This window comes from Streptomyces sp. NPDC088745 (assembly GCF_044751045.1).
GTDB classification, from domain to species: Bacteria; Actinomycetota; Actinomycetes; order Streptomycetales; family Streptomycetaceae; genus Streptomyces; species Streptomyces cremeus.
Window position 1 is genome coordinate 355376 of record NZ_JBIVLB010000006.1, and the last position, 19996, is coordinate 375371.

At 71.5% G+C, this 19996-nt stretch carries 12 protein-coding genes, 1 tRNA gene and 1 pseudogene; 3 read left to right on the forward strand and 11 right to left on the reverse strand.

The window, feature by feature from the left end; genetic code table 11:
• Positions 1-705 precede the first annotated feature (705 nt).
• On the reverse strand, positions 706-1539 hold the full coding sequence (locus ACIP93_RS19025; protein WP_401760394.1) for a sugar nucleotide-binding protein: 834 nt from the start codon (positions 1537-1539) through the stop codon (positions 706-708).
• A 263-nt stretch (positions 1540-1802) separates the two neighbouring features.
• A complete protein-coding gene (locus ACIP93_RS19030) occupies positions 1803-2540 on the reverse strand; it encodes a VOC family protein (RefSeq protein WP_401760397.1) in 738 nt (245 codons plus the stop codon).
• Positions 2541-3273: 733 nt separating this feature from the next.
• On the opposite strand from ACIP93_RS19030, the gene ACIP93_RS19035 reads away from it, so the two are divergent.
• On the forward strand, positions 3274-4776 hold the full coding sequence (locus ACIP93_RS19035; RefSeq protein WP_345219723.1) for a phosphatidylinositol-specific phospholipase C domain-containing protein: 1503 nt from the start codon (positions 3274-3276) through the stop codon (positions 4774-4776).
• 914 nt (positions 4777-5690) lie between these two features.
• Here the strand turns inward: ACIP93_RS19035 and ACIP93_RS19040 are convergent.
• The 3 genes from ACIP93_RS19040 to ACIP93_RS19050 form a co-directional block, all read right to left on the reverse strand.
• Positions 5691-6167 carry a GNAT family N-acetyltransferase gene (locus ACIP93_RS19040; protein ID WP_401760400.1) on the reverse strand — a complete coding sequence of 159 codons (477 nt, stop codon included), beginning with the start codon at positions 6165-6167 and terminating at the stop codon, positions 5691-5693.
• A gap of 789 nt (positions 6168-6956) precedes the next feature.
• A complete protein-coding gene (locus ACIP93_RS19045) occupies positions 6957-8153 on the reverse strand; it encodes a SpoIIE family protein phosphatase (protein WP_345219866.1) in 1197 nt (398 codons plus the stop codon).
• An 8-nt stretch (positions 8154-8161) separates the two neighbouring features.
• Positions 8162-9895 carry an ATP-binding protein gene (locus tag ACIP93_RS19050; RefSeq protein WP_401760403.1) on the reverse strand — a complete coding sequence of 578 codons (1734 nt, stop codon included), beginning with the start codon at positions 9893-9895 and terminating at the stop codon, positions 8162-8164.
• A gap of 108 nt (positions 9896-10003) precedes the next feature.
• Between ACIP93_RS19050 and ACIP93_RS19055 the strand changes: the two genes are divergently transcribed.
• On the forward strand, positions 10004-10774 hold the full coding sequence (locus ACIP93_RS19055; protein ID WP_345219728.1) for a response regulator: 771 nt from the start codon (positions 10004-10006) through the stop codon (positions 10772-10774).
• Between the two features lie 197 nt (positions 10775-10971).
• Here ACIP93_RS19055 and ACIP93_RS19060 read toward each other — a convergent pair whose 3' ends face one another.
• From ACIP93_RS19060 to ACIP93_RS19085, 6 genes and pseudogenes are all read right to left on the reverse strand, one after another.
• Entirely contained in the window at positions 10972-11583 is a 612-nt protein-coding gene (locus ACIP93_RS19060; RefSeq protein ID WP_401760405.1) for an NUDIX domain-containing protein, read from the reverse strand.
• Positions 11580-12419 carry a class I SAM-dependent methyltransferase gene (locus ACIP93_RS19065; protein WP_401760408.1) on the reverse strand — a complete coding sequence of 280 codons (840 nt, stop codon included), beginning with the start codon at positions 12417-12419 and terminating at the stop codon, positions 11580-11582. The genes ACIP93_RS19060 and ACIP93_RS19065 overlap by 4 nt, the downstream gene beginning before the upstream one ends.
• A complete protein-coding gene (locus ACIP93_RS19070; RefSeq protein ID WP_401760410.1) occupies positions 12416-13738 on the reverse strand; it encodes a methyltransferase domain-containing protein in 1323 nt (440 codons plus the stop codon). Before ACIP93_RS19070 ends, ACIP93_RS19065 begins: the two co-directional genes overlap by 4 nt.
• Positions 13739-14071: 333 nt before the next feature.
• Positions 14072-15535: an NUDIX hydrolase gene (locus tag ACIP93_RS19075; protein ID WP_401760413.1), complete on the reverse strand. Its 1464-nt coding sequence runs from the start codon at positions 15533-15535 to the stop codon at positions 14072-14074.
• Between the two features lie 68 nt (positions 15536-15603).
• Positions 15604-17643: an ATP-binding cassette domain-containing protein gene (locus ACIP93_RS19080; protein WP_401760416.1), complete on the reverse strand. Its 2040-nt coding sequence runs from the start codon at positions 17641-17643 to the stop codon at positions 15604-15606.
• A gap of 666 nt (positions 17644-18309) precedes the next feature.
• A pseudogene (locus tag ACIP93_RS19085) lies at positions 18310-19198 on the reverse strand (4Fe-4S domain-containing protein).
• Positions 19199-19828: 630 nt separating this feature from the next.
• Between ACIP93_RS19085 and ACIP93_RS19090 the strand changes: the two are divergent.
• A tRNA-Ala gene (locus ACIP93_RS19090) sits at positions 19829-19902 on the forward strand.
• Positions 19903-19996 lie beyond the last annotated feature (94 nt).

Genomic DNA, 19996 nt, shown 5'->3' on the forward strand with positions numbered 1-19996 from the left:
CCTCGGCGACGCGTCTTCGCCGAGGACGCCCCCCCCGGCCCCCACCGGCGCCGCCACGGTCCGAGCGGGCCCTTCGTCGCCGCCTGGTGTACGCGTCCGGCGGTGCTGCGGATCGTCCGCGCGCACGGCTTCCCGGTATCGGTACGGCAGGCCGTGCAGCACCACGAGGATGCGGCCCCGCAACACCGGTGAAGTCCGTCCGCACCTCCCGCTGGAAGGCACGGACAACGACACCAAGGCTTACGGCCTGGGGGCCTACGTGAAAACAAAACCGGCTGTCCAGAAGGCCCCGGCGGAGAAGACCACGAAACCCGTCAAGAAGACGCCCGTACCCCGGAAGCCGTTGGCCCGATCGGTCAGACCCTCGCCCGGGCCACGGTGACCCGGGCGTATCGGGGGGCGTCGGCCGGGATCTGTACCACGAGCCCGAGCCAGCACGATGTACCGCCGCCGCCCACTGCGGCGTCGGGGCGCACCTTGGCGACGACATCGGGCTGCACGATGCTGCGAAGCTCTTACCCGCTGCCCCACCCGGCACTCACCGCGGTCCCGCCCACGGATGCTTGGTGCCGACCGGGGCGACGACGCCCCCGCCCTCGCAGCGCACGCAGGTGCGGCAGCCGGCCCGTCGTGTACAAGCCAGACCGGACACCCCGACGTCCGGGGCGCGGTCAATGACTCCCAGCGGCGATGATGTCCGCAACCTCAAGAAACCGGGCGGAGGAACTGCCGGGCGCCGCGCAGCGTGGTGCGCAGCCGTCGCTGGGTTGCCCGGCTGTCAAGCCGTACGTTCAGCGGGCCCGGTGTCCCGCTGTGGGCCCGCAGGGCGGAGGGCAGCCGTGCAGCATCGAGGCTGTCCCGGCGGGCGATCAGAACGCCGAGCTCGTACCGGCTGAGCGCCTCGCTCCCACCGAGGTGGTGCATGCCGCGGGCATCTCCGAGCGCGAGTTCCAGGAGCGCGGAGGCCAGGTCGCTTACATGGACGGGACAGCGGATGTCGTCGGTGTACAGCGCGCCGGCCCGGGCCCCTCCGGCAAGCGCATGGACGAGACGCTCGTGCTCGGACCGCCCTCCACCGATGATCAGTGAGGTCCGGGCAACCACAGCATCCGGATGCACCAGCCGCACCCCCGTCTCCGCCGCCGCCTTCGCTGCCCCGTACGCGGTGACAGGATCAGGCAGACAGGCCTCGTCGTACGGGATGCGGGAAGCCCCGGAGAACACCGCGTCACTGGACACGTGCACCAACCGGCAGCCGATCCGCACCGCCGACTGCGCCAGGAGTACCGGCCCCTCCGCCGTCGCCGCCCAGTCCGGGCCGCCGCTGGACGTGTTGACGACGACCTCCGGACGCACCGCACCCACGACTGCGGCCACCTGGTGCGGATGCCGCAGATCGAGGGCATGCCATTCGGTTTCCGCGGGCCCCTCGGGCCGGCTGCGGGCGTGGGTCGCTGCGGTGGCGTACCCGGCCGCTGTGGCCTGCCGTACCAACTCCGCTCCCAGAAAGCCGGAACCACCGACGATCAGCACACGCATGCACCTCACTCTAGGACCGCAATGGGCCGCGCGCGGGGGAGCCGTGACAAGGGGCGCACCCTGCACCACGGGGTGGACCCGGCTCCGGCCCGCCTGCACGACCCGCAAGTGCTGCTGCTGGACGAGCCCTTCCAGTGCTTCGACTGGGACCCCACCAGCGGTGCTGTCGACCGACACGGACGTCCCTCACTCGCCGGAAGAGACCGACGGCCTTCGTCGCGGACGGACTGCGCGCGGGCGCCCCGGGGCGGCGCGGCTGAGGTTCAGCGGAGCTCCGCGCGGGGGCGGAGTTCCAAGCCCGCGACGGACGTCGAGGGCGGAGTTCCCTCCGCCAGCAACAGCGTGGTGATCGCGTCAGCCGGACCGGGCGCGAAGTGCACTTCCCCGCCGGGCAACGGCACCACGGTCCTCTCCCGGTCGACCGGTAGACCGAGTATCTCGCCCAACCATGCGGCCGACGCCGCCGGTTCGGGGGTCTCGACGACGAAGCCGGCCAGATCGTGCGGTCCGCGGGCGACCCGTCCCGCGCTGTACCGGTCGAGTACGACCTGCCGGTCCGGGGTGTACGTGATGAAGAAGGGGGCCCATGCGGGGGCGTCCCGCAGCACGGCCTCGGTGAACGACACCGGTGAGCCCTCACGGGCGAAGACATGCAGGTCCACCTCGTGCCCGGCGCGGCGGAGCCGCTCCGCGGTGGCGTGCACGTCCGTCACGTGCACGGCAAAGTTGAGCGCACCCCCGCCCGCGGCGAGCAGTGCGTCGACGTACGGCATCCAGGCGGTCATGGCCTGCCCGAAGGGCGAGCCGGCGAACTCGGCGCGGTCCACCACGGTGAGGATCTCGACATAGCGGGCGTCGAGCCGCCAGGCACCGTTCCGGAAGCCCAGATACGGCGGGTTGGCGTGCGCCGGAAGGCCGCTCGCCGTGTAGGCCGCGGTGGCCGAATCGACGTCCGGAACACAGTGGAGGAGATGGTCGAACTCCGTTGATTCGGGCAGCACTTCAGGCTCCTGGAAGGTTCCGTGGGTGGGGATCGTGCCACCGACAGTGTGCCTTGCCCGCCGCGTCCGGCTTCTGCAGTCCCGGCCACGGACTGGACGGCCCCCCGCCGCATCGCCCGAAGGGCGCCGCGCTGCGCTCAGAGTGCCACGCACTCCAGTGCCAGCAGGGCATGGGCACTTCTGTTTACGACGCGCGGCTCGTCCCGCGAATCACCCTGTTGAAGAAGCCCGTGTCGGCGAAGAAGGCGGACCGGTTCCGGGCGGTGATCGACTCCTCCCACGTGCGGGCGGCCCGCAGAGTCCCAGAAGCGGCCCCAGCCCGATCAACCGCGCGGGTCCGGGCAGCAAGCACACGCCCTCACCATGCCCGGGGCGACCTTTTCGCAGCGTCTCTGACCGGCGGCAACCGCAACGACGTCACCGAGCCGCTGCCTCTGCTCGACAAGGCTCCGCCCGTGGCCACCGCCGTGGCCCGACCGCGACGACGGCCGGACGCCACGAGGCATTCCTCGGCCTCGCCACCTGCCTCACCGCACACAGACACGTCTAACGCCTTTGTCAGGACCTCCAAAGGCGGACGTAAGTGGAACGTAAGGGAAACGTGAGAGAAGCGTAAGCGGCAGGACCGAAGCTGAGCACATATTGCCCCGCTCTGGACAGGAGTCCCATGCCCAGCCCCACCCCCCGCGCCGTCGGTGCGGGATCGCGCAGGCGGTCCCGCACGCTTGCAGGTTTGACAACGGTCAGTCTCGCGCTGGGCGCGGCGCTTCTCATGCCCACGGCCGCGGGGGCGGCCGGGTCGACCAACAGGGACGCCTTCGACAACCTCGGGCAGCCGGACCGGGCCGAGTGGATGTCGGGCGTCGCCAGCGAGACCAGGCTGTCGGCGATGTCCATCCCCGGCACCCATGACACGCTCTCCCTCCACGGCGGGGCGGCCGTGCAGACGCAGGAGGACTACGGCGACAGCGCGCAGACGCTGGCGGCACAGTACGAACGCGGGATCCGTGCCCTCGACATCCGGGTCCGCGTCGTCAACGACGGGCAGGACTTCGCGATCCACCACGCCGCGTTCTACCAGAACGCCAACTTCGACGACGTCCTGGAAAAGACGCAGTCCTTCCTCAAGAAGCATCCGACCGAGACGGTCGTGATGCGACTGAAGTCCGAGTGCCCCTACTCGGGTGCCCAACTGCACGAGTGCAAGCACGTTCCGGGCACGACGACCCCGCAGAACGTCAGGGACATCTTCGCCGCCTACGCGAAAAAGGAGAAATACGCCAACCTGTTCTGGGCGCCCTCCATCACGGGCAGCCGCCCGGCGACGATCCCCAAGCTCGGGGAGGTCCGCGGCAAGCTGGTCCTGGGCAGCTTCGACAGCGTCGAGAACTCGAACTACGGGCTCGCGGGCTTCAACGACCGCAACGAGGACCACTACAAGGCTTCGGACATCACGGAGAAGTGGAACTACGTCAAGAAGAACGTCGACGAGGCCATGTCCGCCGCCTCCAACATGTACGTGACGTACACGTCCGCGAACAAGGTCCCCGCCGGGGGGTCGCCGCGCCACTACGCCGGCGGTTACACGAAGGTCTGGGACAACGGGACCACCGAGGAGGTCCCGGGTGTGAACTACCACCTGATGAAGTACCTCAACAAGACACAGGGCCGCGTCGGCATCATCATGATGGACTTTCCCGGCTGGGGCCTGGTGAACGCGATCATCGACCACAACAAGGGCGATGCGCGCAGCAGCGGCAACCGAATGGTCTGGCAGGTCAAGGGCGACAAGACCTACGTGAACACGCTGTACGGCCGTTGCATGGTGCGGGGCCCCGAGTTCGACGACTCCAAGTCCGGCGGTTCGGTCACCCAGCGCGAGTGCCAGTCGAGCCCGCCCAGCAGCCACCAGTGGGGGGCCGAGAAGCCCTCCTCGTTCGACGACAAGGGCCACTTCTGGATCAAGGCGAGCAACGGCAAGTGCCTGACCGTGCCCTACAACAACGGCACCCCGCCCGGCTCCGGCACCCAGATGTTCTGGTGGGACTGCGAGACCCGCTGGTTCTCCGGCAGCCAGATGTGGAACATCGTCCCGGTCAAGGTCACCACCTCGAACGGTGAACAGCAGGCCTACAAGTTCGTCAACAACTGGACGGGCCTGTGCCTGTCGATGGACCCGGCCACCGCCGACAAGTCGGGCGGCAAGGTGACCCAGGAGACCTGCCCGAGCAAGTAATGCCGCAGCACACTCTCCGCTTCCAGGCCGCCCTTCCTTCCCGGAGGGGCGGCCTGTTCGCGTCCACCTGAACCGCACTGAAATACCATCCCCCCGCGGGCACGGCCACCGTCGGTGTGATCAGCGCCGCCTGTGCCACCGCGAGGTACGGCAGGGCGCGCGCCAGGGCCGGCCTGAAGGCGAGGAGCGGGATCGGGGCCACGACCGCCGCCTTCAGCCGGAGCACGCGCCGCCAACTGCCACCGCCCGGCCCCGGCAAGCGCAGCAGGGACAATTCGGGGCGCCATCCGACGCCGATGAGGACAGGGTGCTCAGGACGGTGAAGCCGCCGACCGCAGCGAGCGACGGTGACCACTTCGCCGAGCACCTGCTCCTCCGGCCCGAGGAGCTCGGGGACGGGGTGGTCCTCGATGACCGCACCGGGTGCCGCCTCGCGCATCGCCTTTGCCACGCGATACGACGCGACGCGACAAGGACGCGGTCCACCCCCGGCGAGGACATGTGCCGCAGAGGCAGCTCCTCGGAGAGCAGAAAGCCACCGAGGGCGAGTTCACGGTTGTACGTGACCACGACCTTCAGCCACGCTTCGACGCACCGGCAGGCGGCCCAGACGGGGCAAGCCGGACTCCCTCACGCCCGCCGCTTCCCGAGCCAACAGGTACTTTGCCCACGTACCGGCCGATGCGACCTCGTCGGCCCTCCAGAGCAGCGGCTCAGGCCAAGGGCCATCGTTGGTCTCGGTCACCAGTGAACCCGGTGGCAGGCTAAGACCCGGGCTTCCGCCCACGGGGTCGGTCAACAGCACCGTCAGCGGCTTGGAATGTGTCGTCATGAAGGCGAAAGTAACGGCCCCCACTGACAGACCTGAGCTGTGGCCAGTCTCCAGGATGAAAGACGACCGCCGAACTTTTCGTTCAATCTTCGGTTTTGGCCGGGCCGGGTGGTTGGGCATTTGAGCAGAGGTAGAAGAGTTCGGGGTCGCCTTCGTCCAAGCCGTGGAGGAGGCCGACGGGGCTGTAGCCGACACGCTGCAGCAGCAGTTGCATGGGGTGGTTGGAGACGTTGGTCGAGGTGAACAGTTTCGGGCTGGTGCACGCGGCTTCGGTGGCCTTGAGGAGACGTGCGCCCACGCCTCGTCGGCGGGCGGTGGGCGCGACCATCACCATGGTGATGAAGCCCTGCTCGAAGAAGGTGTACTCCAGGACGCTGTAGCCCAAGGGGCCGGATGCGTCCTCGGCCAGGAGGACCGAGCCTTGTTCGCACCAGCGTCGGATACTCGCGCGCCGCGCATCGTCGCCCGACGCCGCGACGGCGTCGATGCCGGCCAATCCGAGCCAGTCCGAGGCATCCGCGTGGCGTATCACCAGTCTGTCGGGGTTCTCGAAATCCATGGGGTCCATCGTGGCAGCACGATGTGCCGGGCTGCTCGTCTATTGCGTTCGCGGGGCTTGGTGCCCTTCATATGGTGAGTGGGGCGAGTATGAGCCTCGCCGGTGGCCAGGACGCGTCCCACGTCGTGGAGTGGCGCCGAGCGGCAGCTCTTGGAACCGGGCGGGTGGGACCGGGAGTGGTGGGTTTCGGCGCACGCGCCGGTGAAGGGGCCTTTCCATGGCGGTTCCGGAAACCCCGGCGGACTCTGGCCGGGTGAACTTGGTCGGCTCGGCCTTCTTTTCCCACGGCCGCCGCAGGCTCCGCAGTCGTGCATCTGTTTGGATGACGGCGGGCTGCCGCAGGCGTGAAGTGCGAATCGCGGTTGGTCGCCGCCGGCTTCTGCGGCACAGCCCCTGGTCGCCCTCCGCTGCACGACGGGCAGCGGCAGCACGGGGAGGCCGCTCGGCGTCGACGATCAGGATTCCGTGAATCCGCGCCCCTGGCACTGGGCGAATCCGTCCGCTCCGTCCGCGTCGACTGCGCGGGATGTGACGGTGTCAGGGTCCGGAAGCGAACCCATGAGCGCCAACAGGGTGTTCCGTCTCCTGCAAGTCTGGGGTGCTCCCGTTATGCATGGCGTCCGCACACCCTGCCGGTGCGAGACCGAGTGACACCCGCGACGCGGGTCGCCCGCTTCGGCCGCCCGTAGGCGGCCACGCAAGGCATGCATCCCTCAGCCTCGGGCGGTGCGCGTCCGGTCCTCCTGACACCCGGCTCTCTGATTGTTCTCCCAGTTTCCGAGGCCCGATTCAGCGGTCGCTGCCGGAAGTCCAGTCGAGGCGCAGGACGGCCAGGTCGTCGGAGTGGCGGCCCGCGTTCAAGGAATTGGTCCTCTCGATGAGCTGGTCGACATGGAGAGCCGGGTCCGTGGCGGGCAGGTTGTCGATCAGGGTGAGCAGCCCCTCGATGCCGAGGCGTTCGCCGGTGGCCCCGTTGTGGCCCTCGGTCAGACCGTCGGTGTAGAGGGTCAGTGCGCCCTGAGGCGGCAGCGGGACGACCGTACGGGGCCAGTTGCGCAGGCCGGGCATGATGCCGAGGGCGATTCCGTGGGCGGCCGTCACCTCGCTGGTGGCGCCCGGGGCGGAGAGCAGCGGGCTGTGGTGCCCGGCGAGGTGGAGGGTCGCGGTGCCGGCGGCCTGGTCCAAGGTCAGCAGGGAGCAGGTGGCGAAGAGCTGCGGGTCGTCGCGTTCGGCGACCAGGATGCGTTCCATCAGGTGCAGCAGGTCGTTGTCGCGGTGTCCGCCGAGCACGAGGGAGCGCCAGGCGATGCGCAGGCAGACGCCGAGCGCCGCGGCCTCGGGCCCGTGTCCGCTGACGTCGCCGACGACGGCGTGCAGCAGGCCGTCGTCGCCCTCGACGACGTCGAGGAAGTCACCGCCGAGCAGCGCCATCTCGACGCCGGGCAGGTAACGGGTGGTGATCTTCACGGTGGAGAGGTCGAGGAGCGGGCGGGGCAGCAGACCGCGTTCCAGCCGTGCGTTCTCCTCCGCCCTGAGCCGGGCGGCCTGGGCGTCGGCGTTCATGCGCTCGGTCTGGCTGCGGTAGACGGCGTAGCGCAGAGTGCGGTGCAGGAGGTCGCCGTCGACCTTTCCCTTGACGAGGTAGTCCTGCGCGCCGGCGGTCATGGCTTCGGGCCCGGCCTGGGCCTCGGCGAGCCCGGTCAGCACGATCACGGCGACGTGCGGGGCGAGCGCGCGTACGGCCGTGACCGCGTCGGTGCCCGACACGTCGGGCAGGTGCAGGTCGAGAAGGATGCAGTCGAAGGCGGCCCCGGTCGCGAGGAGCTGCGTACGGACCTGGGCGAGGCTCGTGCACACGGTCAGCGTGAAGGGCAGCCCGGTGTCGAGGAGCAACTCCTCGACGAGGAGGGCGTCGCCCTCGTCGTCCTCGACGAGGAGGATCCGGTAGGACGGCGGCGTGGAAGGGATGACGGAGACCGTGGGCATGGCCTGGGTCACGGTGAGACCTCCGGCTTCGCGGACACGGTGACCGTCCGCCGCGCCGCGCCTTGGACGTCCGGAGCCGCGGAAGCGGAGGCCGGGACGGCGTCCGGGGCGACCGGCGACACGGCGGGCGCCGCGGCCGGGGCGGTGTCCTGCTGCCCGGAGTCGGCCGGCACGGTGCTCTCCGGTTGCTCGGGCGGCAGCGTGAAGCTGATCCGGGCCCCGTCGCGGTACTCCGTGTCGACGTGGATCGTGCCGCCGTGGAACTCGACGATCTTCTTGCACATGGCGAGGCCGATGCCGCTGCCGCTGTAGGTGTCCTTGGTGTGCAGCCGCTGGAAAATGACGAACACCTTGTCGGCGTACTCGGGCGCGATGCCGATGCCGTTGTCGGTGACGGTGAACCGCCACAGCGCGCCCTCCCGGGCCGCCGTGACGTGCACGCGCGGCGCCACGTCCGGGCGGCGGAACTTCACGGCGTTGGCGATGAGGTTCTGCCAGAGCATGCCCATCTGCGTGGGATCGGCGACGAGGCCCGGCAGCGGATCGCAGGTGATGGTGGCGTCGGCCTCCTCGATGGCGATGCTCAGAGCGGAGAGCGTGCGGTCGAGCACGCCGTCCAGTTCCACCCGCTCGTACGAGTGGTGGACGCGCCCGACGCGGGAGAAGTCGAGCAGGTCGTTGATGAGTACCTGCATGCGGTTGGCTCCGTCGACCGCGAAGTCGATGTACTGGTCGGCCCGGGAGTCGAGTTGGCCCCCGTAGCGCCGCTGGAGGAGCTGGGTGAAGCTGGAAACCTTGCGCAGGGGTTCCTGGAGGTCGTGCGAGGCCACGTAGGCGAACTGCTCCAGTTCGGCGTTGGACCGCTGGAGGTTGGCGGCCTGCGCGTCCAGGCGCAGCCGGGCCTCTTCGCTGAAGGCCAGCTCCTGGACGAGCCGTCGGCGCATGGAGTCGATCTCCGCGCTGAGCCTGCGCAGATCGGCGGGGCCGGTGGGGGTGATGGGGTGCCCGAAGTCGCCTGCGGCGATGGTACGGGCGTCGCGGCCGAGGCGTTCCAGGGGGCGGTTGATGCCGCGCCTCATGCCTTCGAAGACGCAGGCCGTGAGGACGACGATGACCAGGGCGATGGCGGTGAACACCCAGTTGCGCAGCCGTATCACCTCCCGCAGGTCCTCCCGGGCGGTGTCGCGGTCCGCGCGCAGCAGGTCCTGCTGTTCCCGCATCGTCGAACGGGCGGCGTCGAAGAGCTTCTTGCCCCGTGTCGTCCGCTCGGCGGCCGGGTCGGCGGCGGTACCGGGGGCGACGGCGGTGACCGGCCCGGCGTAACGTTCCTGCCACGTCCCCACCGCCTGCTGCACGCTCCGCAGATCGCTCATGCGGACGTCGTCGCCGCTCAACAGCCGGGCGAGCTCGGAGCGGTGCTTCCGTTCCTCCTGGAGTCCCTGCCGGTACGGAGCCAGGAATTCCGGCCTGCCGGTGAGTTCGTACCCACGGGTGCCCGTCTCCTGGTTGAGGACGGCGGTCTCCAGCCGTATCGCACTGGTCAGGGCGGGCGACCGTACGTCCGCGAGGTCGGTGCTGATCGATTCGGTGCGCGCCAGGATCCAGCTGCCCGCGACGCCCAGCACGGCCAGGAGCATCAGGGAAAGTCCCGCTCCCACGTGAAGCCAACGTCGCGTGGTCCACGTGGAAAGCCTGCCGGGGCGGTGGCGGCGCACCGCGTCCTGCTGTTGGTCGCCGCTCATCTGCGGACTCCTTGAGTGAAGGGCCGTCCGTCGTGGTGCGGCGAGCGCATCCTAAAACGTGACAACACTTGTTGTCACAGTGGGTCCCGGCCCCGTAGGGTGACCGGCGTGCCAGGCAAGAATTCCTCACCATGGACCGCGGACCCGCAGGTCAGCGACCTCGCGGAGTCGGCCCTGAAGGACCTCGCGCACCATCTCGTACGGGACGCAAGCCCCCACCCCGCGTCGCGGGAGGCGGAGCAGCCCGACCAGGCGCTGGCCGTGCTCCGGGTTCTGGAGCACTTCCAGCGGGCCACCGAACTCCTCCAGCGGGAAGCCGCCGCGACCGCCGCCCGTGCGGGAGCCGGGTACCCGCAAATCGGAGCCGCATGCGGCCTCACCCGGCAGGGCGCCCGGCGTCGCTGGCCCGGGCTCTACGACCACTCGACACCGAAACCCACGGAGCAACCGATGACCGCCACACTCGCCCGCCCGTACGAAGTCCTGCTCGTCGAGGACGACATCGCCGACGCCATGCTCATCGAGGAGGCCCTGTCCGAGCGGGGCGCCCGCAACCTGGTCCAGGTCACCGACGGCGTGGCCGCACTGGAACACCTGCGGGCCGACGGCGCTCCGCGCCCCGACCTCATCGTCCTGGACCTCAACATGCCCCGGATGAACGGCCGCGAGCTGCTCAAGATCCTCAAGGCCGACGCCGAGCTCCAATCCATCCCCGTGGTCGTTCTGACCACCTCCACCGCCCCGGACGACGTCACCGACGCCTACAGCAGCCACGCCAACGCGTACGTGACCAAGCCGGTCAACCTGGCCGAGTTCGAACAGGCCGTGCAGAGCATCGACGCCTTCTACCTGGACACCGCCACCCGGGCCCGCCCCTGAGACCGCCCGGTGGGAGACAGTCCGACAGAACGACCCCATGGCGTAGGACGGTCGGCACGGCGGGGACTGGTTCGCTGCCTCAAGACCTCCAGGAAGCACTGTCCCAGCGCGCCGGCCCGCCCCTCAGAGCGCTCGCCGGGCAGCCAGGTGGCGTCCTCGGCACCGCTCGCCCTCCAGCCACGGCTCTCCTCACGAGCTCAGGACGCGTCCGTCCAGTCGGTGATCCGGTCCACCGCCTGCTCGGCGAAGGCACGCACTTCCTCTGGGACGTCTTCTCGGCTGCCGGGGCCGGGGCCGGGGACCAGGACCGTCCGGTCGGCGTCCGGGTCGTAGGCGATCGGATCGCCGGGCTCCTGGAAGTGCACGGCCAACCGTGCGCCGGCCCGGTAGGCGTCCAGTCCGGCCCGGCAGTACGCGACCATCGGCTCCGGCAGGCTGCCGAACGGGAACCAGTCCATGGCGTCGCAGACCCGGTGTTCCATGACTTCCGGGGTGCCCTGCCAGCGCTTCACCTCGAAGAACACCCCGAGGCGGGCGCCGCCGGCGGGGGAGCGGTGGTGCACGGTGACGGCCGCGCGGACGTCGGCCGGGTCGACCACGACGCCGGCCTCTTCCCGCGTCTCGCGTACCAAGGCCGTGACCACGTCTTCCCACGGCCCGTCCAGGTGCCCGCTGACCAGGTGCCAGCATCCCGCCGCGTACACGTCGCCGGCCCGTCGCGACAGCAGCACCTCGGGCCCGGCCGCACCGTCGCGAACGGCGATCAGGTGGACGTCGAGCGGCTCGGTGTGCCGCCGGCCGCCGGTCACGCGGCACCCCCGGGGCGGCGGGCGAGCAGCACCGTGAACACCGCGTCCTCCGTCAGGACCCCGCCCCGCGCATGGCGGCGGAGGAGACCGAGCGCCTCGGCTTCGAACTCGTGGCGCCGGTCGGCGAAGAGGGCGGGGCGGGCGAAGCTGGTGGTGCGCAGATGGCCGACGACGTCCTCGGGGAACCAGGAGCGGGTGACGGGGAAGCGCCGCTCGGTCACGTCGCTGAAGGCCGAGTCGGCGAGGTCGTCCTCGTAGGAACGGTCCGGGCCGGCGTACGTACCGCGGGTGCCCGCGCGGCGCTCCTCTCCGAGGTAGGTCTGGATCAGTCCCCGGAGGGCCGCGGTCCAGTCCGATCCGTGTGTCCACAGGCTGCCGTCCCCCATGACCGCCACGATGGCGTTCGGCGCGGCTACCCGATCGGCCATGGCCAGGACCTCGGGGCGGGACATCCAGTGGAAGGACCGGCAACTGGTGATCAAGGTGGGTGCTCGGCCGGGCGCGGTGGGTGTGAAGGCGTGCGCTTCGCCGGTGAAGGTGCTCATTGAGCAGGCCCCGCGGACCGGTTCGAGGGTGGTGAGGGCCGTCTTGAGCATGTGCCGGTTCACGTCGACCAGGTCGACGTGAACCAGTCGGCGCAGGACGGGCAGCAGCGCGCGGGGCACCTGGCCGGTTCCGGTGCCGAGGTCCAGCAGGACGGGGCCGGGTACGCCGTGCTGGGTGGCGGCCAGGAGGTGGACTGCGGCGTCGGGTAGGCCGGGCCGGTAGCGGGCGTAGTCCGCAGCCCCAGACCCGAACAGGGCGTCGGCCGAGACCGGCTGGTCGGGGCGGGTCATCGTGAATCTCCGGGGGCGTGGGGGAGTTGCCAGGTCAGGACGTCGTGCGGACCGGTGACCCGCTGGACGTCGTCGGTGTCGAGATGGATCCGGTAGGCGGCCGGTTCACCGGCCGCCCGCCAGCGGGCGGCGGCGTCTTGGACCTCCGCCCAGATGTCCCGGGGGCCGCGGGTCGTCACGTCCCAGCTGTGGTCACCGGCGGCTCGTACGCGCATCCACGACCCGCACTCGGGCGCGCCGATCGTCAGGTGTTCGGCGCCGAAGTGGCGTACCAGCCCTGGGTGCAGGGCGTCCAGGGCGAGCCACATGCCGCGCGCCGTGTCCGCCGGCGGCGCGAGGCGGGTGCGCCGCGTCGGCCCGTCGGCTGTGGTGAGGGTGTCGCGGAAGGAGGCGGACAGGAACAGCCGGTCGAAGCCGGCGCCGGCGCGGTGTCCGGACTCGACCGCGCACAGCTCCGCCTCCACGGTCCCGTCCGGTCGTTTGTCGACCACGGCCAGGCCCGGCCACGACGGCGACGACGTGCCGAGCGTCATCAGCGCGCGCCCGCCCGGCGCGAGCTGCTCGACCAGGGCTGGTGGCACGCGGCGGACGGCGAAGGAGACGAAGATCCGGTCGTACGGGCCCGCGTCGGGCCGGCCTGCGGTGCCCTCCCCGGTCACCGCGGTCGGCTGGTGGCCGAGGGCGGACAGACGCTCACGGGCGGCCGCGGTGACGTGCGGGTCGATGTCGAGCGTAACGACGCCCGCGTCGCCGCAGACGAAACAGGCCACCGCCGCGGTCACCCCGGCGCCGGTCCCGACGTCCAGTACGCGCTGCCCGGGCCGCAGGTCCAGGAGCTGGAGCAGGTCGGCGGTCATGCCCATGGTGCTCGACATCGCGGTCATGGCGCCGCCGCGGCGCGGCCCGGCGGCGCGGCCGAGGACCGGCTCGCCGTCGTGCTGGATCGCGACGCTGTCCCCGCTGTGCAGCCGCTCCAGCAGTTCCTCTCGGTCGGCCGGACGCGTCCAGTCCAGCAGATCCCAGTGCGGCGGGGTCTCGTCCGGGGCGCTGCGCCGCACGTACGCCTGGGGCATCAGAATCTGGCGGGGCAGCGCGAGCAGGGCCTCGCGCACCGGCCCGGGGCGCAGCTCTCCGCTCTCTTCAAGCCGGGCGACCATCGCCGCCCGGGCGGCCGCGGCCCCGGCCGTGTCACCAGCGGGCTGCGGCAGCAGGAAGGACGCGACGGACGGGCCGGGGTCACTGCGCCCGTCGCACTCGAAGGGCTCGGACGGGGCAGGCACAGCGGGCGGCACCGCCGCCGTGTTCGGCACCGTGTTCATGTGGAATCTCCTCCGGGCGAGCGGTCGTGACGGGCGTCTTCCGTACGGGCGGGCGTGGGCGCGGCCGCGTGGGCCGTCCGCAGTACGAGCGGCGGCACGTGCCGCAGCGCGCGCGGGGGGAGCGGGCGAGGACCACGAGGGGACGAGCAGCAGGAAGGTCCCTCCGGACCCTCGCTGACCACGGTTGGCGTGATCCGGTACAGCAGCGCCAGGATCCCGGCTGCGACCATGACGTCGGACTGGGCGCTCACCCCGCCACCCCCGACGGTGCCGGCCTGCGGACGGACGGCGCATGCTGCTCGGGCTGGTTCCCGGCGGGTGTGCCCACCGTGTTCACCACCCCATCTGGGAGTAGGGGCGGCCTTCGGCGATCGCGGCGATGGCCGTTCGGGTGTAGGGGACGATCCGGTCCGGCAGCTCATCCCGCGGCCACCACTTCCAGGCCAGGCACTTGTCGGACTCAAGGACCTCCAGCTCCCCCTTCCAACGGCGGGCGCGGAACACGAGCTGCACCAACGGCAGCGCGCCTGGGCTGTCGACCACGTGGACGACGTGCGCCAGCTCCGCGTCCACGGGGTCGATGACGAGACCGGCCTCCTCCTCCGCCTCGCGGACCAGGCAGCCGAGGGCGGATTCCTGCTCGCACCGGCCGGCCAGGTAGTGCCAGGTGCCGCCCGCGTACTGCGAGTCGGGGTGACGCAGCCCGAGAAGCACCCGGCCTTCGGCGTCTTCGAGGTGGAGGTGGACTCCGATGCCTTGCAGCACCGCCCGGCTGCCCCCGCCCCACACGGCGGGAACCGTGCCCTGCTCGTTGTGCGGGGAGTTCCTCGCCGCATGCCGCCGAATGAGGTCGCGTGTGCCGGGGCTCAGGCGGAGCCGGTCCAGTACGTCGGGGGTGAACCACCTCAGCAGCACGCCCTCGTGCAGCCGGAGCCGGTCGGGGTTTCCGCGCCACCGGCCCGTGAACACCTGGATCGGGACGCTGAGGCCGTCGACGCCGGTGGCCGTCTCCACGGTGTACGGCTCCAGGTCCTCCAGCCGGAGGTCGGGGACCTCCTCGGACAGCTCCCGCAGCAACGTGTCCTCAAGGCTCCGGTCCTCGTGGCTGCGGCCGCCGCCGAGGAGGTCGAACGCCCCCGGCTGCCAGATGCCGGGCTTGTGGTCGCGCAGATGGAGCAGGTACCGGCCCCGGCCGTCGTGGATGAGCGCGGAGGCGTTCACCGGCTCCGGCCGCCCGTCCAGCCGTGCCCGGAGAAGCTTCTCGCGCAGCGTCGGCGAGGCGACCTCCGCCAACGGAACCCACCGGGCGCCGGACACCTCCTCGTCCTGCGAGGTGATCGCCGGCGGCTCCTCGCCGGCGAGACAGAACACGTAGCGGAAGTCGTAGTGCTGGTGGGCCGGTTCGGCCTTCGAGGGGTCGGCGTCGATGTCGTGGACGTCGATGTCGACCGGGGAGCCGAGCATCTGCCGGCTCAGGCACAGGGACCCGGGACGGATCCCGGCCTCCTCCGCCACCTCACGCAGCGCCGCGGCGAGCAGCGTGCGGTCCTCGGGCTCGATGTGGCCGCCGGGGGTGAGCATGAGACCGGTGGCCCGGCGCCGGACCTGCAGGACCCGGCCGTGGCGGTCGACGACGACGGCGCTGCACGCGACGTGCCCGGGCAGCGTCGTGCGGGCGGTCACGTCGACGGGCCGGTCCAGCGCGGCGAGCAGCCCGGCCAGGGAGTCACGCTCGCCCGGGTGGCGGCCGAGGTACGTCTGGACGGTCTTGCGGATCGAGGAGGAGCTGAGGGGCACGGGTGTCGTCTCGCCTTCGACGTGGGCCGGGTGTGGGGCCGGGCTGGTGGAAGTGGCGCTGCTGAAGGTCAGCCCGCCGCCTCGTGGTCGGACGGCTGGGCACCGCGGGGACCGGGAAGCATGTCGGTCGTCGGCGCGAGGCCGTACTGGGCGGCCTGGGCGGTGAACATCCCCTGGTACAGGCCGCCTTCGCGGCCCATCAGGTCCTCGTGGGTGCCGTCCTCGACGACGCGCCCCTGGTCGAGGACGTAGATGTGGTCGGCGTGCATGGTCGCGGCGAGCCGGTGGGTGACGAGGACGACCGCGTGCCCCTGCTCGGCCAGGGACCACAGCCCCTGGAACGAGGCGATCTCCGCGTGCGGGTCCAGGGCCGATGTCGGCTCGTCGACCAGCAGGAACGGCGCCTGCCGGTACCTTGTCCGAGCGTCTCCCAGCTTCTGCCACTGCCCGCCCGAGAGCTGGACGCCTCGCTCGTAGCCCTTGAAGACGATCGAGTTCCAGCCGTGCGGCAGGCCTTCGATCAGGCCGAGCACACCCGCCTCCTCGGCGGATCGGCGGACGCGGTCCGTGTCCCGGGGCCGGTCGCCGGCGCCGATGGCCACGTTCGCGGCCGCCGTCATCTCCCAGCGCGGGAAGTCCTGCGCCAGCACCCCGACCGCGGCGAACACCTGGGCGCGGTCCGCCTCCCGGAGCTCGACCCGCTCACCTGACTCGCCCACCCACCAGACCTGTCCCCCGGCGGGCAGCAGCAGCCCGGCCAGCACCTTCGTGAGCGTGGTCTTCCCCGAGCCGTTCGCCCCGACCAGGGCCGTCACCTTCCCGCGCGGCACCCGTACGCTGACACCGCTCAGGGACGGGGAGTCCGCGCCCGGGTAGGTGAACGACACCGCCTCCGCCCGCACCTCCCGCACCGGCGCGGGCAGCGGAGCGCCGGAGGACGGGATGGCGTTCTCCCCGGCGATCTTGATGGCGTCCTTGGTGTCGGTGAGGAACAGCAGCTCCTCGTACAGCCGGTTGACCTGCTGCACCAGCGACGTGAGCCGCGCCGTCGAGGTGCGGATGGCGATCACCGCGGTCCCGCCGACGGCGAGCGGCAGACCACCGGACGCGAGCAGCCACCACAGCACCCCGTAGCAGGCCAGCGACGCGAGCCCGGCGAAGCCGCCGGCCACCAGGTCCGTGGAGGCCTGCGCCCGGGCCAGGCGTCGCTGCTCCGCCTCCGTCTGCCTCGACATCTCCTCGTAGCCGGAGAGCAGCTTCGTGCCGGCGGCGTGCACGCGGATCTCCCCGGCGGCGTGCGGGCGGGTCAGGTACGCCAGCAGGGAGGCGATCGCACGGCGGTGGTCGATCCAGTTGAGACGGGAGAGGTACTCACGGCGTGCGGAGCGGACCGCGCCCCACCCCTTGGGCAGGGCGATGGCCAGCAGCATCGGCAGGAGTGCCCAGTGCAGCGACGCCAGCACGAGGGCGGCCGCCGCCATGCCGATCACCACGGTGCCCACGCCGACCGACAGCCTGAGCATGCTGCGGGCGGAGTCCGTGCCGAACTTTCCCGCCTCCAGAACCCGCTGGACCTCCGGCCGTTCGGTCGCTGCCACCTCTACGCGGGTGACGGCGGTGTAGTACCGGGCGGAGACCGCCCGCTCCACCTGCGGCTCCAGCCGGCCCGACATCGCCGTCGACCACGCCGACAGCACCGCGGTGGCCACCGCCGCGACCGCGAGCACCGCCAGCGACGGCAGTGCCTCGCGCAGCTTGTCCCCGGTCGGACCGTCGGCGAACAACTCGGTGAGGACGCTGTTGACCGCCACGAGTCCCCAGCCCGCCGCCACCCCCTGCCCGAGCTGCGCCACCACGACCCCGGCGAGCGCCCGCCGGTCCGCCTCCCAACCGGTACGCAGCACCATGCCCACCATCCGGGGCAGTGCCGCCGCCATGTGCCCGAACCCCAGCCGGGTCAGCGGCCCCTCGTGCCGGACGTAGGACTGGTCGTAGCGCAGCCGGCCGCCGTACAGCTCCCGCTCGGCGTCCGAGATGCCGCTGGTGGCCGACGCGGCGGCCTTCGGCGGGCGCGCGCCCTCGTCGCTTTCTGGTTCGACTTGCGTCAATGTGTTCCCTCCCGGAGGTGCGGCAGTGCCGTCAGCGTGCTCAACGACGCAGCCGCGATTTCGAGCACGTGTTCTTTCGGACGGCTTTCGCACACCGGGATTCCGCGGTTGTTCGAAGGTGCGCAGTGCACCGACCCTTGCTGCGCAAGAGCGCACGAGCACGGGCGAGTTGGCCGAAACTCCGCTGGTCGGTCGTCGAAGCCGTGCGCGGTCAGGCCGTACGCGGTCAGCAGGAGACCCGCACACCTGGCCCTGGCTCCCCGTACTTCCGTTGCACTTGCGTCCCTCCGCCTGGGCCCGACGTACTTCGATGGCGACGGGAAGGGAGCAACGCGTGGCGACCACGCACCACTGGACCGGCCCCGCCCGGGCGCCCAGGCGATCCTCGACACGGCCCCGGCCCGCGCGGACGCCGCCGCCCCTCTGCGGTTCGAGACGTTCCGGCCCGAGGCCGAACGGCCCGGAACACAGACCGCGGGCCGACGGGTGACGCCCACCGGGCCGCTGGCCCGGGAGTACGAGTCACGGACCGACGACCTCGACCGGGCCGCGGCCGCCGCCCGTCCCCGCGTCAGCGGGCCGAGCGCGCTCGCGCCTGCCGCACCGCGCACCGCGTCCGGCCACGCGCAGAAGACAGGGAGCGATCCGCGGCGCGCGCCAGTGGGGTCACCAGCGCGTCGCGGTGAAGTCGACAGGACGCGGCCGCAGTTCCCGGGTGCGTACGGTCAGCCGCCGCAACCGTCGGGCCATGTCGTCGCCGGGGAGGCGCCGACGGTCGCCGTGACCCGGCAGCAGCCATTCGAAGCGCAGCCGGTGGGCGGTCCTGCCGAGGGAGGCGGCGAGTTCTTCGATGGAGTACCAGGTGACGTTCTCGGCCACCTCGATGTCGGATGTCGTGCGCGACCAGTAGAAACTGTCGCCGCTGAAGCAGTACCGCTCGTCCGCGAGGTAGAGGACGCTGCCCCGCGTGTGCCCGGAGAGGGGGTGGGCGGTCACCCCTTCGGCGATCTCCGTCGGGTCGGTGCCGCGCAGTACCCGGTCGGCGTCCGGGGCGGCGTCGAGGTCGCCCTCGTGGATCCACAGCCGTGCGCCGAACCGGTCGGCGTAGCGGCGGCCGTGCGCGGCGTGGTCGCGGTGGGTGAGCAGGACGTCGGTGAGGGGGCCCAGTGCCTCGTAGCGGGTGGCCAGCGCGGGGCTCCAGCGGGGTGTGTCCACCATCATCGACGTGCCGTCGGCGCGGCGCAGCAGGTAGGAGTTGGCCCCCGCGGTGTGCGGGGAGTTGTGTCCGCACAGGTGCACGGTGTCGTCCAGGGCCAGCGGGAAGGGGTCCAGCCCCGGCTCCAGCCGTCCGGCCGGGGGGGCGGATCGAACGGGTGGGGCAGGCGTGCGCGGCGGCATGGATCTGCCGGGCCTCGGTCTGGCCGTGCGGTTGGCGCAGGACGACCGCGCGGCCGTTCTCCTCGCCGATCAGGCCGGGGGCGAGCTGCCGGGAGACGTCGCAGTTCATGCAGCGCTCGTCCACTCGCCAGCCGTCCTCGAACCGTGGCTCGTCCATGGTCCACTCCCCTTTCGCGGTGCGCCCGCCGTCCGGCCGCTCTCCTCCAGGGGTACCCCTGGGCCCGTGAGAAGTGGAAGGGGGTGCGGATCTTGTACTTGTGCCACCGAGCCCATCTGCGGTTCCGCACAGACCCGGTTCTTCGTGCTCTTCGGCTGCTCGTGACAGGGAAGCGCTTCGTCGTGGACCCGTGGGGGAGGAAGTCCGGAGCGACGCTTGGCGGCAGCGGCGCTGGATCGAGTTCCTCGTCTGAGGGGGTGAGCGGGCCCGCTGCCGTTCCAGCGGGTCGGCACCGTCGCGGCCGTGGGGTTGGCCGTCGTGGGGTGGTGGTCGACGTCGGCACGGCGACGGGAGGCACGGGCCGCGATCGTGTGCGTGGCCACGTCGGGTTGCGCCTGCCGGCAGCCGCCTTCCGCATCGTGCGGCCCGTCAGGGGCGACGGCCCGCCCGCGCGGGTCGAAGCGTCGAGGAGCCGGTGGGCGGGGGCCAGTTGCTTCGTCCACTTCGGGGGGTCCTGGCTCAGGCGGGGGGCGGCCCAGGTGGTGCGATGGCGTTGTGCTGAGTGGTCAGTCCTCCCGGACGAATTCCAGAGCGCCGGGCGCGGTTCGATCGTATGATCGCGGGCGGGACGGGGCTCGTAGCGCAGTGGCTGTCGCGCCTTCACCGCATGTGGGAGGACGCCGGTTCGAATCCGGCCGGCCCCGTCCCATCCCGACCCGTGCCGGCAGGACGCGCCTTTCCCTCAGGAGGGGGAGGCCCGCACGCCTGGGACAACGCCATGGAACGTGGAGCCGGGGG